Annotated in this window: 13 protein-coding genes; 9 read left to right on the top strand and 4 right to left on the bottom strand. The window is 63.0% G+C overall.

Annotated elements, in window-relative coordinates; genetic code table 11:
* Positions 1–4 precede the first annotated feature (4 nt).
* Positions 5–1,597, bottom strand: coding sequence for a CYTH and CHAD domain-containing protein (locus tag GBB11_RS06325; protein WP_151549240.1), 1,593 nt, complete (start codon positions 1,595–1,597; stop codon positions 5–7).
* Positions 1,598–1,727: 130 nt separating this feature from the next.
* On the opposite strand from GBB11_RS06325, the gene glnA reads away from it, so the two are divergent.
* From glnA to GBB11_RS06310, 3 genes are read left to right on the top strand one after another with little or no spacing between them, the layout of a single operon-like run.
* Complete coding sequence (glnA, locus tag GBB11_RS06320) at positions 1,728–3,068, top strand: type I glutamate--ammonia ligase (RefSeq protein ID WP_151529205.1); 1,341 nt, start codon at positions 1,728–1,730, stop codon at positions 3,066–3,068.
* 39 nt (positions 3,069–3,107) lie between these two features.
* Positions 3,108–6,290: a bifunctional [glutamine synthetase] adenylyltransferase/[glutamine synthetase]-adenylyl-L-tyrosine phosphorylase gene (locus GBB11_RS06315; RefSeq protein WP_151549239.1), complete on the top strand. Its 3,183-nt coding sequence runs from the start codon at positions 3,108–3,110 to the stop codon at positions 6,288–6,290.
* 44 nt (positions 6,291–6,334) lie between these two features.
* Positions 6,335–6,742 (top strand): hypothetical protein, encoded by a 408-nt coding sequence (locus GBB11_RS06310; protein ID WP_151549238.1) that lies wholly within the window; start codon positions 6,335–6,337, stop codon positions 6,740–6,742.
* On the opposite strand, the gene GBB11_RS06305 is transcribed toward GBB11_RS06310, so the two are convergent.
* Positions 6,739–8,019 carry a nitrate/nitrite transporter gene (locus tag GBB11_RS06305; protein WP_225979143.1) on the bottom strand — a complete coding sequence of 427 codons (1,281 nt, stop codon included), beginning with the start codon at positions 8,017–8,019 and terminating at the stop codon, positions 6,739–6,741. The two genes, GBB11_RS06310 and GBB11_RS06305, sit on opposite strands and share 4 nt — an antisense overlap.
* A 124-nt stretch (positions 8,020–8,143) precedes the next feature.
* Here GBB11_RS06305 and GBB11_RS06300 point away from each other — a divergent pair, with 124 nt between their 5' ends.
* From GBB11_RS06300 to GBB11_RS06290, 3 genes are all read left to right on the top strand, one after another.
* Positions 8,144–9,406 (top strand): glutaminase, encoded by a 1,263-nt coding sequence (locus GBB11_RS06300; protein WP_151529208.1) that lies wholly within the window; start codon positions 8,144–8,146, stop codon positions 9,404–9,406.
* A 525-nt stretch (positions 9,407–9,931) separates the two neighbouring features.
* Positions 9,932–10,273, top strand: a complete 342-nt coding sequence (locus GBB11_RS06295) for a DUF485 domain-containing protein (RefSeq protein ID WP_225979141.1) — start codon at positions 9,932–9,934, stop codon at positions 10,271–10,273.
* Positions 10,274–10,308: 35 nt separating this feature from the next.
* The gene (locus GBB11_RS06290; RefSeq protein WP_151549236.1) at positions 10,309–11,934 is read left to right on the top strand and encodes a cation acetate symporter; all 1,626 of its coding nucleotides are present in this window, start codon (positions 10,309–10,311) and stop codon (positions 11,932–11,934) included.
* Between the two features lie 83 nt (positions 11,935–12,017).
* Here GBB11_RS06290 and GBB11_RS06285 read toward each other — a convergent pair whose 3' ends face one another.
* Together GBB11_RS06285 and thrC are read right to left on the bottom strand one after the other, a co-directional pair.
* Positions 12,018–12,374 carry a YbaN family protein gene (locus GBB11_RS06285; RefSeq protein ID WP_225979139.1) on the bottom strand — a complete coding sequence of 119 codons (357 nt, stop codon included), beginning with the start codon at positions 12,372–12,374 and terminating at the stop codon, positions 12,018–12,020.
* Between the two features lie 53 nt (positions 12,375–12,427).
* Positions 12,428–13,858 carry a threonine synthase gene (gene thrC, locus GBB11_RS06280; protein WP_151549235.1) on the bottom strand — a complete coding sequence of 477 codons (1,431 nt, stop codon included), beginning with the start codon at positions 13,856–13,858 and terminating at the stop codon, positions 12,428–12,430.
* A 134-nt stretch (positions 13,859–13,992) separates the two neighbouring features.
* Between thrC and GBB11_RS06275 the strand changes: the two genes are divergently transcribed.
* The 3 genes from GBB11_RS06275 to GBB11_RS06265 all read left to right on the top strand — a co-directional run bounded on the left by GBB11_RS06275 (position 13,993) and on the right by GBB11_RS06265 (position 17,662).
* Positions 13,993–14,532: an NUDIX domain-containing protein gene (locus GBB11_RS06275; protein WP_151549234.1), complete on the top strand. Its 540-nt coding sequence runs from the start codon at positions 13,993–13,995 to the stop codon at positions 14,530–14,532.
* 665 nt (positions 14,533–15,197) lie between these two features.
* Complete coding sequence (locus GBB11_RS06270; protein ID WP_151549233.1) at positions 15,198–16,922, top strand: glycerol-3-phosphate dehydrogenase/oxidase; 1,725 nt, start codon at positions 15,198–15,200, stop codon at positions 16,920–16,922.
* Entirely contained in the window at positions 16,922–17,662 is a 741-nt protein-coding gene (locus GBB11_RS06265) for an MIP/aquaporin family protein (protein WP_151549232.1), read from the top strand. Before GBB11_RS06270 ends, GBB11_RS06265 begins: the two co-directional genes overlap by 1 nt.
* The last annotated feature ends 3 nt before the right edge of the window (positions 17,663–17,665 follow it).

Here is a 17,665-nt window from a genome sequence, read left to right as displayed (position 1 = left end):
GCGCTTATCGACGCCGCGCGCTCATCTTTGTATAGGCGGCGCGAATGGCGTCGAAAGACTCTTCATAGCCGCTGAGGGCCTGCAGCCCCAGCTGGCGTTCTTTTTGATAGAGCAACCCATAGGCGAAGGTATCCTCACCCTTCGCGCGGGCGCGCAGCGCTAGCCGCACGATCATATCCCGCGAGGTGACGGTGTCCTGGAAGTCGCCGAGCACAGACTGCATGCGCTTACAGGCCTTCACCACCTTCTTCGTTTTCAAGGAGGTGGCCGCGCCGGCGGCATCCGCCGAATAGCGCAACTTCTTCGCCGCCTTGCGCATATCGTGCACCGCGTTTTCGCGGGTGTGCAGATCCAGCTCTTGGTTGGCCCACAGCGCTACCGCTTTCTTATGGCGCTTCACCAAACGGCGGTAGGCGCCGTCGAGATGGCTGGCCAGCACCTGCTCCGGCTCGGGCGCTGCCGCAGCACTGGCGGCCTCATGCACGTCGGCGGCCAGCGGGGGATGGGCGAGCAGCTCGTCAAGATCCCGCAATAAGGTGAGATAGCGCTCGCTATCAAGCACCTTCACCACCCGGGCGTGGGCACGGCGATAATCGCGGTTGAGCTCCTGGAGCACGCGGGCGCGGGTGGTCTCATCGATCATGCCGCTGTCCTCGGCCTCAATCAGATGAACCATGCGCTCGGCCACCACCTCTGCATCGCGGGCCTGGCCGAGGATGCCGGCCAAGGCCTTGAGTTCCTGCTCAATATGGCTATAGGCCTCGCCCACGAGAATGCCCTCGAAGGTGCGCATGTGGCTGCGCAGCTCACGGGTGGCCACCCGCATCTGGTGGATCGAATCCCACTCATCGCGGCGCACCCGCGGATCCATCTCCACGATGCGATCGCGATTCTGTGCCAGCGCCGCCACCACGCCCGCCGCGGGGGACGAGGAGGGCAGCTCGGCCAGCTGTGGGGGAGTAGGGGCGGCAGTAATCGACTCGCCCAACGCTGCTACCAACTTGGAGGGGCTATCGGAGTCGCTGGCGCCGGCGGCGCGCACCACCTTGCTGGCCTTGCGCAAGAACTTCGCCCCGCGCTTGGTCTCTGCCGCCGGCCCGGCGAGCTCGATCTCCCACTCGCGCCAGCGCCGCGCCGTGCCCGTGGGCAGGAAAGAGCGGGCAGATACGTGATCATCGCAGAACTCAGCCAACGCTTCTCCCGCCGCATCCTCATACACCGTCTCGTGGCGTTCATTATCCACTCGGGCGATAGGCTCCAGGCTGTGGCCGCGGCTTAGGGCCCGCACCGTAGCCAGAATCTCCGTGGGGATGCGTTCCGGATCTGAGGGGTCACTATCGGCGTGAATCTCCAGCCGACCCTGCTCGCCGGGTAGCTTAATATGCCAGCCGTCATCCTTGCCGCCGGTACGGCGCCGCAGCGTCACTTTCGCCCGCGTCAACCGCAGATCGGGGGTGTCAAAATACACCGCCGATAAACGATGCACCACGGTCTCGCGCGCCGCCTCGCAGCCAGAGACATGCGTCAGATCCGGAACCGCGAGCTCCTCGGTGGCGGAGAACTTTATTTCAACCTCAAGATTCGTGGCAGTGCCCATGCCCAATATCTACCAGTTTTGCTCCGTGTTAGCTGCGTAAACACCACTCGGGGGTGTGCTGGGCCGCGGCCGTAGATTGGGGCGGGATACTGGACCAACTCGAGCGCCCAACTCAAGTAGGTTGGAATATATGAACAGCCAACAGGAATTCGTGCTCCGCGCCATTGAAGAACGAGACATCCGCTACGTGCGCCTCTGGTTTACCGACATCCTCGGCTACCTGAAGTCCGTGGCTATCGCCCCCGCAGAGCTCGAGATCGCGCTCGAAGACGGCATCGGTTTCGATGGCTCGGCCGTGGAGGGCTTTTCCCGTATCTCTGAATCGGACACCCTGGCCAAGCCCGATCCCTCCACCTTCCAGATGCTGCCGGATTCCTATGGCGAAGGGCTGGAAAACACCGCCCGCATGTTCTGCGACATCGTCATGCCCGATGGTCAGCCCTCCTGGGTGGATCCCCGCCAGGTGCTGCGACGCCAGACCGAAAGGCTGGCCGATGAAGGCTTCCGGGCGCTGCTGCACCCCGAGATTGAGTTCTACATGGTCCGCAGCCTCGATACCGATGGCAAAGAGCCCGTGCCCACCGATAACGGCGGCTACTTCGACCACGCCACCTACGACGATGCCCCGCGCTTCCGCCGCGACGCCATGGCCGCTCTCGAATCCATGGGCATCGCCGTGGAGTTCTCGCACCACGAGACCGCGCCGGGCCAGCAGGAGATTGATCTCCGTTATGCCGAGGCGCTGAATATGGCGGATAACATCATGACCTTCCGCTACCTGATTAAGGATGTGGCCGCCCACCACGGCGTGAAGGCCACCTTTATGCCGAAGCCCTTCCGGGATTTCGCCGGCTCGGCCATGCACACCCACATGTCGCTATTCGAGGGCGATACCAATGCCTTCCACGACTCCGATGACATGTACAACCTCTCGCGCACCGCGAAGCAGTTCATCGCCGGCATCCTCTACCACGCCCCGGAGATCTCGGCGGTCACCAACCAGTGGGTGAACTCCTATAAGCGCATCATGTTTGGCAACGAGGCCCCCACCGCGGCCACGTGGGGGGTATCGAATCGTTCCGCCATGGTGCGGGTGCCCACCTATCGGCCCACGAAGGTCTCCTCTCGGCGTATCGAGGTGCGCTCCCCGGACACCGGCTGCAATCCCTACCTGGCCTATTCGGTGCTGCTTGCCGCCGGTCTGCGCGGCATTAAAGAAAGCTATGAGCTGCCGGATCCGGCCGAGGACGACATCTCGCAGCTGACCCGCCGGGAGCGCCGCGCCCTCGGCTATCAGGACCTGCCGGCCAGCCTGGACCAGGCATTGCACATGATGGAGCAGTCCGAGTTCCTCGCCGAGGTATTGGGCGAGCACGTATTCGAGTTCTTCCTGCGCAGCAAGTGGAGCGAGTGGCGGGACTATCAAAGCCAGATCAGCGCGTGGGAATTGCGCACCAATCTGCACTACTAAGATCGAGCATTCCACCGCCCGCAGTCGAGGATAAAGATCATGCGCACTAGCCTGCCCACCCCAGCCAGCTTGTCCCTCCAGCGCCCCACGGCCGCCGATGACCTCAAGGAGTTGGGGTGGTATAACGAGGAGTCCCTCGAGCTGCTGCGGCAGCTCTCCGGTGCCGCCGACCCGGATCTGGCGCTCAATACCCTCATTCGCTTGGTCGGCAACCTCGACGATGCGGAACGCGCCGAGTTTGATCGCAGCATGCGCGAGCACCGCGAGCTGCGGGTCCGACTCATCGCGCTCCTCGGCGGTTCCACCGCGCTCGGCGATCATCTGGTGGCCCATCCGGAGACGTGGCGCAGCCTCAAAGAGCCGATGCCCACCAAGGAGGAGATGCTGCGCCTCATGCTCGGCGCGGTGGATGCCCGTCCCGCCCGCTTTGCCGAGGATGTCTCCGCCCAGCCCGCGGCCGAGAACTGTTCCGAGGTGGGCATGTATGTGGCCTGCATGGCGGGCACTGAGGCCGAGCGGGCGCTGAAGGTGGCCTATCGCAGCATCATCATGCGCATTGCCGCCGCGGATCTCGCCGGCACCTATCCCGAGACCAGCCGCCGCTCCGGATTGGAGATGGTGGCGTTTAAGACGGTCTCGGCGCGGCTGTCTGATGCGGCCGATGCCGCGCTCACCGCTGGGCTCGCCGTGGCCGCCGCCGGGGTCTACGGCGAGGATCCCCTGGACTGCGCGCTCGGGGTGATCGCCATGGGCAAGTGCGGGGCGCGGGAATTGAACTATATCTCCGATGTTGATGTGATCTTCGTAGCCGAGCCGGCTACCCCGAAGGCCACCCGCCTGGCCAGCGAACTCATCCGCATCGGCGGCAAAGCCTTCTTCGAGGTCGATGCCGCCCTGCGCCCCGAGGGCAAGCGAGGGGCGCTGGTGCGCACCCTCGAATCACATGTGAGCTACTACAAGCGCTGGGCGGAAACCTGGGAATTTCAGGCGCTGCTCAAGGCCCGCCCTCTCACCGGCGATATGGAGCTGGGACGCCGCTATATTGAGGCGCTCGATCCCATGGTGTGGGAGGCCAGCCAGCGGGATAATTTTGTGGAGGGCGTGCAACACATGCGCTCTCGGGTGCTGAATAATGTGCCCTCCGATATGCAAGAGCGCGAGCTCAAACTCGGCCGCGGCGGGCTGCGCGATGTGGAATTTGCCGTGCAGCTGCTGCAGATGGTGCACGGCCGCGTGGACGAGACCCTGCGCACCAAGGCCACCGTGTCTGCACTCGAGGCGCTTATCGACGCCGGCTATGTGGGCCGTGAAGACGGCAAGGTGCTCATCGAGGACTATGAGTTTCTCCGCACCATCGAACACCGCTTGCAGTTGCAGCGCCTGCGGCGCACACATGCCCTGCCCAAGCCGGAGGACACCACCGCCCTGCGGTGGCTGGCGCGGTCTGCCGGGCTGCGCGGCGAGGGACGCGGCACCAGCGCGGAAACCCTGTTGAAGAAGCTCAAACGCGTCTCCATTCAGGTCCGTGGGCTGCACACGCGGCTGTTCTACCGCCCCTTGCTGGGCTCGGTGGCGGCGCTCGATTCGGGCACGCTCACCTTGAGTAAGGAATCCGCGAAGCTGCAGCTGGCTGCTTTGGGTTATCAATTCCCAGATCGGGCCTATGAGCATCTCACGGCGCTCGCCTCGGGCTCCTCCCGCAAGGCCAAGATCCAGGCGATGCTGCTGCCCACCCTGATGGAGTGGCTGGGCGATACCGCCAACCCGGACCAAGGCCTGCTCAACTATCGCAAGCTCTCGGATGCGGCCTATGACCGCACGTGGTTCTTGCGTACCCTGCGCGATGAGGGGATCGTGGGGCAGCGCCTGATGAAAGTGCTGGGGACCTCGCCCTATGCGGCGAATCTGGTGGTCTCCGCCCCCGAGGTGCTCAAGCTCTTTAGCGACTCCGCCAAGGGACCGCGGCTTTTGGAGCAATCCCCGGAGACTATTGCCAAGTCACTGCGTGCGGCCGCGGCCCGGCACGATGATCCCGACCGGGCGATCACCGTGGCCCGCTCTCTGCGTCGAGTAGAGCTGGCGCGTATCGCCTCCGCGGATCTCCTCGGGCTTATCGACGTGCAGACGGTGTGTGCGAGCCTCTCGGAGATCTGGGATGCGGTGCTCGACGCCGCCCTCGCCGCCGAGATCCGCGGCTCCGTGCACAAGGGCGAGGTGGACAAACCCCTTGCCCGCATCGCGGTGATCGGTATGGGCCGATTGGGCGGTAAGGAGCTGGGATATGGCTCCGATGCCGATGTGATGTTTGTGGCCGAGCCCGTGGAGTCGGTGGGGGAGAATGAGGCGCTGATGTGGGCTAAGCGCATCGTCGATCGCATGCGCCGCCGGCTGAGCAAGCCCTCCAGCGATCCCTCCCTCGAGGTGGATTTGGGCCTGCGCCCCGAAGGGAAATCGGGGGCCGTGGCCCGCACCGTGGAAAGCTATCAGCGCTACTACTCCTCGTGGGGTGCGGTATGGGAGAAGCAGGCGCTGCTGCGGGCCACCGACATTGCCGGCGATAAGGAGCTGGGCGTGCAGTTCCTTGCCGCCATCGACGAGTTCCGCTATCCCCCTGAAGGCGTGGATGAGAAGACTGTGCGCGAGGTGCGCCGCATGAAGGCGCGCGTGGACAATGAGCGCTTGCCGCGCGGCGCGGATCGTAAAACCCACACCAAGCTGGGGCGGGGCGCGCTCACCGATATCGAGTGGACGGTGCAACTCGTGAGTATGCTCGAGGCGCACAAGCACCCAGCCCTGCACACCACCTCCACCTTGGAGGCGCTGGATGTGATGGAACATGAGGGCATCGTGGACGCGGAGAAGGTACAGATTCTGCGCTCCGCATGGCTGGCCGCCACCCGCGCCCGCAATGCGCTGGTGCTGGTGCGGGGCAAGCGCACCGATCAGCTGCCGCAGCCCGGGCCGCAGCTCGCGGAAACCGCGGCGGCCGCCGGCTGGAACCCCATGAATTACCAGGAATTTTTGGAGGACTATCTGAAAAAGACCCGCCGCGCTCGGCAGGTGGTGGACGAGGTGTTCTGGGGCGAGTCCACCATCAGTGATGAGATTGCCGATTCGGAGGGGATGGAGCACCGATTCGGACCCATGGGTTCTTTCTCCGGCGGCGGCCAGCAGCGGCCCCAGCAGATGCGGCGCATTCCCCAGGGGAGTGAGCGTTTCTAAATCGCTACACTGGGGTGCACGTAGTGCCTAGAAGGAGCAGTGCAATGAATATTTCGATGCGTATCGGGCTCGATATGGATAGCCCTACCGTCGCTGATCTCATCGAGTTCGCCGATACCCTCCGTACCCTCGGGGTCGATCCCGAGGAGTATCTCGTGATCGATGAGGACACGCGCGAGATCTATGTAGAGCACAACGGCGTGCCCGGTGCTCCCTCCGCTGCCTCGGCCGCCGAGGATGTGGTGGACGCGGAGGAGGTGGAGGATGCCGAGCCCGCAGCGGCGACCCCGCCCACCGGAGATGAGGGCGAGGACAGGATCGAATTTCCGCGCGGTACGAGCTTCGACGCCGGCAAGGTCTATGACGCCGTGCGTCAAACCTTAGGCGACCAAGCGGTGCACAGCGTGGTGGATGCGCTGCTGCGGGGCCGTGGTGGCCCCAGCCCGCGCTAGCGGCGCTCGCGGCGGCGCGCCCACACCAAAGCACTGGCGCCCAGCGCCCACACGATGAGGGCGGCGAGCCCAGCGAAGCGGAAATCGCCCCACGTGTAGTGGGTGCTGTCCGCGGCGGCGACGTCGAGAAGCATGCCATAGCCTTGGGCGACGATCATGCCGGCGGTGAAGCCGCCCATGTTGGCCAAGCCCGTGCCCGTGGCGAGTACCTCGTGGGGCACGGCCTCGCGCACCTGGTCGAAGCCATAATTGGCCACCGGAGCGAGCGCACCCATCACCACATTGAGCACCACGATCCACGCCACCCCGCGCGGGGAGGAGCTGCAGAAAAATAGCGCCCACAGCGCTATCGTGATGCCCGAGCTCACCAGCGCCAGCATCCAGCGATTCGCCCCGAAGCGCGCCGAGATGAACCCGTGGAGCGGGCCGGCAAGAACCTGAACTACGGTATTGACCACCAGCACCCAGCCGGCGACGTGGGCGCTGATTCCCATGCCGAGGGTCATCAGCGGGATGCCCCAGGTGAGAGTGAAGACCACCTGTGGAAATAGGCCGATGCCGTGAATGAAGAAGCCCTGCCAGCAGGCCGGATGGGTGGCCACGATACGCAGGCGGGCCCGCAGCGGCTGGGTGGAACTCACCAGCCGGCGGGGCGGCTCCTGAATAGCCACCCAGGCCGCCAGCGCCACCAGCACGCCCGCCGCCGCCGCGGAAATGAAGGCCACTTCCCAGCCCGCGGCGTGGAGGATACCGAGAAACACCACCGCGGAAAGAAACTGGCCCACCTGTCCCAACGCGGCAGTCAGCTGCGTGAAAATGGGCGCCCGGTGCAAGGGAAACCACTGCGGAATGATGCGCATCACCGACAAAAATGCGGTGGCATCGCCCATCGCCACCAGCACCCGGGCGATGATGGCCACCGTAAAGCTCGTGCTCAGCGCGAGCACCAGCTGGCCGCCGGCCATGACGAGGGCGCCGGCGACGAGCAGGCGGCGGGCACCGAAACGATCAATCAGCACGCCGGTGGGAATCTGGGCGAGGGCATAGACCCCCATTTGCACCGCGGTGAACACGGCGAGCCCACTGGCGGAGGCGGAAAAACGCTCGAAGGCTTCGACGCTGGCCACGCCAAAGGAACCGCGGCCCATGATGGCCACGATGTAGACCACGACGGCGGCCAGCCACACCACGATCGCTTGGCGCTGGCTGACGGCAGCGGTGGGGTCGGTGGGGTCGGTGGCGCCAGCGGCGGACGCGGCATCAGAGGTGTTCATCATCCACCACGATAGTGCTGGGAAGAGCGCTGCTGGCAGGCGGGTCCTAGGCAGAGTCCGAGCGTTGGTAGTGTCGAGTCTGTCCGCCTGTGGCCCGCAGCGATAAGGAAGGCTTTGGAGCTGAAGTATGTCTACCCCGATTCACGATTACCTATCGCTCGCCCTCGAGTCCATCGACTATGACGCGGAAGGCACGGTCGCCGACTATATCCCCGTGCTGGCGCAGGCCGATCCGGAGCGCAAGGCCATCGGCCTGTGCACCTCGCATGGCCGCATCTACTGTGTCGGCGATGCCGAGCACGAATTCTCCATGCAGTCAGTCTCCAAGCCCTTCGCCTATGCCCTCGCCCTCGAAGAATGTGGGTTGCAGACCGTCTTAGAAACCGTGGGCGTGGAGCCTTCCGGCGAGGCGTTTAATGAACTGTCTTTGGATACGCCCACCAACCGCCCGGTTAATCCCATGATTAATGCGGGGGCGATCGCTATTAACCAGCTGATTAATGGCGTGGACTCCACCATTGAAGAACGCGTGGAGAAGATCCTTGCCCAATTCTCTCGGCTGGCCGGCCGCGAGCTCAGCGTGGACATGGCGGTGGCCTATTCGGAATTGGACAACTCGGATCGTAACTTCGCCATCGCGCACATGCTGCGCTCCTACGGCATCATCGGCGACGACGCCCATGACGCCGTGGTCTCCTATGTGTATCAGTGCTCCATCAACGTCACCGTGCGGGATCTCGCGGTCATGGCCGCCACCCTGTCCAATGGTGGGGTGCAGCCGCTCACCGGCGAGCAGGTCGTGAGCGAGGACGTGTGCCACCAAGCCTTGGCCGTGATGGCCTCGGCGGGCATGTATGACGCCGCCGGGCGATGGATGACCTCCGTGGGCATTCCCGCTAAATCGGGGGTTTCGGGCGGCATGATGGGCTGTCTGCCCGGGCAGCTGGGCATTGCCACCTTCTCCCCGCCGCTCGACGTCAATGGCAACTCGGTGCTGGGGCGCAAGGTATTCCAGCGGCTCTCCCGTGATTGGGGCCTGCACTTGATGTCCACCGACCGGCGTGGCGTGAACGCGGTGCGCGAGCTGGTCCAAGAGGGAGATATTTCCCTTCTCAAGCTGCAGGGAACGCTCAATTTCTCGGCCGGCGAGGCCTTATTGCACGCCATGCGCACCCGCGAGATTCGCGGCCCGATCTTCGCCGTGGACATCTCTCGCGTTATCTCTTTGGCACCGGTGGCCTTGCGCATGCTGCTCGAGGGGCTGCGGCGGCTGCGCGAGGAGGGCCACCGCGTGGTGATCATCGACCCCGATTCGCAGGTGGACCAATCCTCCCTCAGCGGGGATGAGTGCTTTGAAGTAGTCACCGATATCGGGTTGATTCGGTACTAGCGCCAGGCTGGCGCCGCCACAGCGGGGGTAGTGGCGGCCGCGCCGCGGCTCGCTCCGGAACTATCGCCCAATAGGGGGTAGAGCGGCGAAAAAAAGTGAAGAACTTTGCATAACTTACATTGGGGAAGGGGGTGTATCGGGCGCGAAATGCGACATGGTTACCCCCATGCAGGTAGATTATTGATGCATCAAAGTATTTTTTAGTCCATTTTGTCCGTCACTTGCGGCATGGGTTGCGATGGTGGTGTGCCGCACCTTTGCAGACGTGCAAAGAAGTTTAGGCGAGGCTCATTTTTTTGCGGGGGTGGTGCGCTCGGATGAGAAAGGAAAGTTGCTTCACAGTCTTCACATCTGTCTGTAGTGTCTCACTTCACAACGGCTGCACATTATGAGCTCCACGTCACATGCATGGAGGCATGTGGTGGATCATAGTGTCGGTCGATATGAGCCCAACCTTTGATAATAGGAAGTGAGACACCCATGCCTGTGTCCCCATCCCCCTCCTCGCACGGTAGGGATCCGGTCGTGCCCCGGACTCCCACCGAGCAGGATTTCATCGAGACCGCCCACACAGAAGACTTCACACACCTGCGTAGCACCTTCCGTGGATTTGTCTTCCCCGTCTTCGTCGCCTTCATCACCTGGTATCTGCTCTACATTGTCACCGCCACCTTCTTGGTGGACGTGGTGACCATCAAGGTGTTCGGCTATATCAACCTCGGCATGGTCCTCGGCATCGCCCAGTTCCTCACCGCCGGGATTGTCACCTGGGCCTATCTGCGCTTCGCCGATAACACGCTGGATCCCGCCTCCGCGCTGATCCGCGAGCAGATGAACGAGCGCCTCAGTGAGCCCCAGCAGCACTAGCGCCGCCCCCTCCTAGCAGATACCAAGGACTACTTATGACTCACTCCACAACAGTGCTCGCGACTGAAGCGATCAGCACCGGCAACCCGGTGCTCAATATCTCCATCTTCGTGGCGTTCATCGTGGCCACTATGGGCATCGTGATCCGCGTGACCCGCCAGACCTCGCAGAAGGGTTCCGATTTCTACACCGGCGGCGCCTCCTTCTCCGGCAAGCAAAACGGCCTCGCCATTGCCGGCGACTACCTCTCCGCCGCCGCCTTCCTCGGCGTCACCGGCGCCATCGCCCTCTATGGCTATGACGGCTTCCTCTACTCCGTGGGCTTCCTCGTGGCCCTGCTGGTGGCCCTCGTGCTCGTGGCAGAACCGTTGCGCAATACTGGCCGCTTCACCATGGCCGATGTGCTCTCCTTCCGGCTGAAGCAAGGGCCGGTGCGTACCGCGGCTGCGATCTCGACGCTGTCTATTTCGCTGTTCTATCTCATCGCCCAAATGGCCGGCGCCGGCGGCCTCGTCGCCCTGCTGCTGGGCATCGAGGGCAAGGTCGCGCAGTCAGGCGTGGTCGCCATCGTCGGTGTGCTCATGATCGTCTACGTGCTCGTCGGCGGCATGAAGGGCACCACCTACGTGCAGATGATCAAGGCAGTGCTGCTCGTGGGCGGCTCCATCCTCATCACCCTGCTGACTTTCTTCGCCGTGAAGGGTGGCTTCAATGAGCTGCTCGGATCCGCCGTGGCCAATCACCCCAAGGGCGAGGATATCCTCGGGCCGGGCCTGAAATACGGCGCCTCCACGCTGACCAAACTGGACTTCGTCTCCCTCGGCATGGCGCTCGTCTTCGGCACCGCTGGCCTGCCGCACGTGCTCATGCGTTTCTACACCGTGCCCACCGCCCATGAGGCACGCCGCTCGGTGGCGTGGACCATCGCCATCGTCGCGCTCTTCTTCCTGCTCACCGTATTCATGGGCTATGGCGCCGCGGCGCTGGTGGGCCCCGAGCAGATCCAGGCCGCACCCGGTGGAGTGAACTCTGCTGTGCTGCTGCTCTCGGCGCGGGTCGGCGGCACGATCTTCATGGCTGTGATCTCTGCCATTGCTTTCGCCACCATCCTCGCCGTGGTCGCCGGTCTGGCCATCACCGCCTCGGCCTCGGTGGCACATGACCTCTACAACAACGTGATCCGTAAGGGGCAGGCCACCGAGGAGGAGCAGGTGCGAGTCTCGCGCATCACCGTGGTGGTCATCGGCGTACTCGCCATCGTCATGGGCATTGGTGCCATGGGCCAAAATATCGCCTTCTTGGTTGCCTTGGCCTTCGGTATCGCCGCCGCGGCCAACCTGCCCACGATCATTTACTCGCTCTACTGGAAGCGCTTCAACACCACCGGCGCTCTGTTCTCCATGTACGGCGGCCTGCTCACCTCCGTCATTCTCATCGTGCTCTCCCCAGCATTCTCCGGCTCGGAGACGGCCATGCTGCCGAATGCGGACTTCGCGATCTTCCCGATTACCAATCCCGCGATCGTCGCGATCCCTGCCGGGTTCCTCCTCGGCATTATCGGCACCTACCTCGGTAAGCCCGATAACTTCGAGGGCAAAGCGGCGGAGATGGAAGTGCGCGCTCTCACCGGAATCGGCGCCGCTAAGGCGGTGCAGCACTAGCTGCTTCTCGCTTATCGACGCCACCTCGCGCCACACCGGCCCACCACCTCAGTGCAGACTCGAGGGGTGGGCCGGTGGTGATTTTAGTGGGCGGTGGTCAGCCGCGAAATATGCCAGGTCATGCCCAGCGCGCCCAAGGGGAACAGGGTGTAGACGAGCACATGATCCACGCGCCAGATGGCCAAGGCCACGGCCAGCCATATCGTGGTGAGGGTGAAAATCTTGTGCTTTTTGCTCATCGCCCCAGATTGATAGTTGGTGATATAGGGGCCGAGTTGCGGGTGGGAGAGCAGCCAGTCGTGCATCCGCGGGGAGCTTTTGGCAAAGCAATACGCTGCGAGGAGCAAAAACGGCGTCGTGGGAAACAGCGGCAATACTATGCCGATGATCCCGCATCCGGTGGCGATCACACCGACCGCCCGCAGCATAAACTTAAGCACCCTTGCATACTAACAAGGGTGCTTTAGGCAAGACTAATATTTGCTGCTTGGCGCTAGGCGAGGCGTTCGTCGATGAAGTTCTTGACGCGCTGGGCATCATTGGGCATATCGAAGACGCGGAATTCCACATCTTCAATCCCAGCAAAGCGCTCCGGTGCTTCTGGGGCAGAGCCAATGGCCTCGGTGATGGTCTCGGCGAATTTCACCGGCAGCGCCGTCTCCAAGCAGATGATGGGGGAGTCGGTGGACTCGCGGTTCTGCTCGGCGGCGGCCACACCATCCGCGGTGTGGGGATCGATGAGCACCCCATAGTCGCGGTGCACGCGGGCGATGGTGCGCAGGCGATCGGCGTGGGTGGACGTGCCGGCGAGGAAGCCATACTCCGCTGCGGCGCGGGCAAAGGCGGGATGCTCGCTGAGCGAGAAACCGCCCTGCTTCACCTGGGTGCCAAAGAGTTCCGCGGTGGCCGCTGCGTCGCGGTCGAGGAGATCGAAGATGAATCGCTCGAAGTTGGAGGCCTTGGAGATGTCCATCGACGGCGAGGAGGTGGCTTGGGTTTCGGCGGAGCTGCGCACCCGGTAATCGCCGGTGCGGAAGAACTCCTCCAACACATTGTTTTCGTTCGTGGCTACGATCAGCTTGTCGATGGGAACGCCCATCGAGCGCGCGATATGGCCGGCGCAAATATCACCGAAATTGCCGGTGGGCACGGAGAAGGACACCTGCTGCTCATTGGAGGAGGTGGCGCGAATCCAGCAGGAAACGTAGTAGACCACCTGCGCCATGAGCCGCGCCCAGTTGATGGAGTTCACCGCACCGATCGACCGGGTGGATTTAAAGTCGGCATCCGCAGAAATGTCTTTGACCACGTCCTGGCAGTCATCGAAGACGCCATCGAGGGCGATATTGAAGATATTGTCATCGTGCAGGCCAAACATTTGGGCCTGCTGGAAGGGCGTCATACGCCCTGCGGGGGTGAGCATGAACACGCGGATATTATCGCGCCCGCGCATGGCATATTCCGCCGAGGATCCGGTATCGCCGGAGGTGGCGCCCACGATATTGAGCGACTGCTCGCGCCGGGCCAGCTCGTATTCAAAGAGCTCGCCCAGCAGCTGCATGGCCATGTCCTTAAAAGCGGCCGTGGGGCCCATGGACAAGCGTCCGAGCAGCAGGCCATCGCCTAGGGCGCGCACCGGAACGATCTCCGGGGCCGAGAATTTCGGGGTGGTGTAGGCGCGCTCGCAGATACCGCGCAGATCCTCCGCGGGAATGTCATCGACGAATAGCTGTAGCACCTCGAAAGCGAGGGCGGCATAGCCCTGCTCATTCAGCACAGATCGCCACTGAGTGAGCTGCTCGTCGCTGAGCTGCGGGTAGCTTTCGGGCAAAAAGAGCCCGCCGTCGGGGGCGAGGCCGCCGAGGAGAATGTCGGTGAAGGAATACGGGGTAGCCGAGGTATCGCGAGTAGAAATGTAGTGCACCTCACCCAGCTTAGGGGGTTGCTGCAGTGAGCAAAACTTCAACCCCGCTCCTGCGGCGGATGTCTCCCCTGAAGCGGGTGAGGGCGCGGGCGCACCGGCTATCCGTGCAGCGTGTGCGGGTAGAGTCAGGTGATATGCCTACACCTGACTATATTCTCAGTCTTCGTGAAAAAATCGGCCACGAGCCGCTGCTTTTACCAGGGGTGACCGCGATCGTGTTACGCGAGTCCACCACCGGCAATTTCCTCAATGCTCCCGAAGTATTGCTCGTCCGCCGCGCGGATAATGATATGTGGACGCCGGTCACCGGTATCGCCGATGCAGGAGAAGAACCCACCACCACGGCCGTACGCGAGGTCAAAGAAGAGGCCTGCCTCGATACCCGAGTGGCCGCGCTTCTCGGGTGCGGGGCAGTGGGGCCGGTGACCTATCCCAATGGAGACGTCGCCTCCTATATCGATATCGCCTTCCGTCTCGAGCTGGTGGGCGAGGGCGAGCCGGCCGTGGGCGATGACGAATCCAGCGCGGTGGGCTGGTTCAGCATCGCCCAGCTGCCCTCCTCCGTGGCGCCGCGCTTCCGACTGCTCATCGCCGACGCCGTTGCGCAACGACGCCGCCCGCAGGGCTTCCAGCCGCGCATGGGCTATCACAAGCGGGACAAGCCGGCCTTCTAGCGGCGGGGGAGGCCGTGGCCACCGGCCCTGTGGGGGAGGGGTCGGTGATGGCCGTAATAGACATAAAGGGTTCGGTTTTGGGGGAGATAACTGGGGGTGTCTGGGCGCAAAACGAAAGGACACATATGCCCGCTTACCGATTGGTAGCTTTGTTTCCTGTGGTGTGGTGATCATTTTCAAATTCGCGGGGGTATAACTCATTACCATTTCGTAGCTTATGTGAATAGGCATGGGATGAATTCTTCAAAACGCCAGCTAGAAGACGGTTACTGTTTCGTAGTTTTGGGAGTCCTTATCCTCAAAAAACAGGCCCCGAAAGGGGGTAGTGACGGCGCCGTAGGTTAGCGGGATAGTGTGCTACAAGTCACATCAAAATGTGTATAGCTCACTGCATATATGTCTGCGACCTGCATTTATGTTCCTTTGTGTGGGACTTGCTTTGCCCTGCTAATAAAAAGCACCCTTTTGGGGTGGGGTGGGCGCTGTTACTCTGGACTTTGACATCAGGACTCAGTGCTCTTGGTGATGAGAGTGTTAGAACTTTCCTAACTCCCGCACTGCGTCCTCACCTCAACCCATTGTTGGCCTCCACCGATGCGCCGAAGCTCACCTGTTGGTGAGTGCAACACGAGGCGTCGACGGGCCGGAAAGGTCGTGAATTTCACATGGCTTCCACATCGAAGCAGGCACTCAACCCCGAGTACTACGAAGAATCTTGGGAGAAGTTCGGTTCAGAGAAATTTGACGTCGTCATCATCGGCGGGGGCTCGGTGGGCGCAGGTGCTGCCCTTGACGCCGCCACCCGTGGTCTCAAGGTCGCGGTGATCGAGACCCGCGACTTTGCCTCCGGCACCTCCTCTCGTTCCTCCAAGATGTTCCACGGCGGTTTGCGTTACCTCGCGATGCTGGACTTCCGCCTCGTGGCAGAATCCCTCCGCGAGCGCGAGCTGAATATGTCCACTCTGGCTCCGCACCAGGTCAAGCCGCTGAAGTTCCTCTTCCCGTTGACCAACCGCGTGTGGGAGCGGGTCATGATGTTCGGCGGCTTCACTCTCTATGACCTCATGGGTGGCGCCAAGACCGTCCCCATGCAGAAGCACTACACCCGCAAGGGCGCCCTCAAGGTAGTCCCAGCGCTGAAGGAAGATGCTGTTGTCGGTGGTATCCGCTACTACGACACGCTTGTCGATGACGCCCGCCACACCATGACGGTGCTACGCACCGCCGCCGAGTACGGCGCCACCATCCGCACCTCCACCCAGGTGGTCGGTTTTGAGAAGAAGCACGGCCGCGTCGTTGGTGCTACCCTGCGCGACACCGACACTGGCCGTGAGACCAGCGTCCACGGCTCCGTATTCATCAACGCCACCGGCGTGTGGAATGACGACATCCACAAGATGGCCGGCGTGGAGGGTAAGTTCTCCGTGCACGCATCCAAGGGCGTGCACATTGTGGTGCCGAAGGACAAGATCGAATCCGACGCCGCACTCTGCTTCGTCACCGAGAAGTCGGTGCTCTTCGTGATCCCGTGGGGCGAGTACTGGATCGTCGGCACCACCGACACCGAGTACACCGAGGGGCGCCCGGACCCGGCCCCCACCAAGGAAGACATCGACTACATCTTGGGCGAGCTCAACGAGCGGGTGCGCACCCCGATCACCCACGGCGATATCGTGGGCGTCTACTCCGGTCTGCGCCCGCTGGTGGCCGGCTCCTCCGATACCACCACCAAGCTCTCCCGCAACCACGCTGTTGCCCGCGACCTGCCAGGCCTGATTTCCGTGGCCGGCGGTAAGTACACCACCTACCGCGTGATCGGTAAGGATGCCGTGGATCTCGCTATCGGCGACATCCCGAAGCAGGTTCCGGAGTCCATCACCGATCAGACCCCGATCCTGGGCGCCGATGGCTACCATGCGCTCGCCAACCAAGTGGACGCTCTGGCGGCTCGCCACGGGCTGCCCGCCGCGACCATCGAGCACCTGCTCGGCCGCTATGGCTCCCTCTATGAAGAGGTGCTGGCCCCGGCCGCCGAGGATAAGGACCTGCTCACGCCCATCGAGGGTGCAGAGGGCTATATCTGGGCAGAGGTGCTCTACGCCGTCACCCACGAGGGTGCGCTGCACCTGGAGGACGTGCTCAACCGCCGCCTGCGCGTGGCTATGGAGTACGACGACCGCGGCACCGTCGCGGCCGAGGCTGTTGCCACCTTCATCGCCCCGCACCTTGGCTGGGATGACGCAACTGTGGAAGCAGAGCTGGAGAGCTTCCGCGGCCGCGTCGAGGCCGAGCTCAACGCCGAAAAGGCTCTCACCGATGCCGCTGCCACCGACTACATGATCAAGGCCGGCGATCCCCGAACCAACATCGACGAAAGCGTAGATATCTAATGATCACAGCAACCCAAGCGCTGGGCTGGGAATTCCTCGGCACCGCCCTGCTCCTGCTCCTCGGTAATGGAGTGTGCGCCGTTAATACGCTGCGCACCTCCGGCGCCCGGAACACTGGCTGGCTTCTCATTGCCCTCGGTTGGGGTATGGCCGTGTTTATCGGTGCCTCCGTGGCCAATGTCTCCGGAGGCCACCTGAACCCGGCCGTGACTGTGATGCTTGCGCTCAATGGTGCCACCCCGTGGGAGCTCGTTCCTTATTACATCGTCGGTCAGATGCTCGGCGGTCTCTTCGGAGCAGTGCTCTGCTACCTCACCTTCAAGCAGCTTTTCGACGCCAACTCGCTGGACGACAACGGCGAGAACACCGATGCGAACAGTGTGACCGGTGGCATCTTCTTCACCGGCCCCGCCCATCCGAAGAATGGCTGGAACGCATTCACCGAGTTCATGGCAACCTTCGTGCTCCTGGCCTTCATCGCCTGGGGTCCCACCGGTGGCGAGCTCGGCCCGATGACCTACTTCGCCGTGGCCTTCGTGGTGGTCTCCATCGGTATGTCCCTTGGTACCCCCACCGGTTATGCCATCAACCCGGCCCGTGACCTTGGTCCTCGTATCGCCTATGCCTTCCTCCTGCCCATCAAGGGCAAAGCCGACGCGAACTGGGGCTACGCCTGGGTTCCTGTTGTCGCCCCGATGATTGCAGCCGTCGTCGTTGGCCTCATGGCCACCGTCATGTAATCC

Source organism: Corynebacterium sp. 74A, from assembly GCF_008930665.1.
GTDB lineage: Bacteria > Actinomycetota > Actinomycetes > Mycobacteriales > Mycobacteriaceae > Corynebacterium > Corynebacterium megadyptis.
The sequence above is the reverse complement of the archived record's forward strand: the minus strand, read 5'-3'. Positions and strand labels throughout refer to the sequence as shown.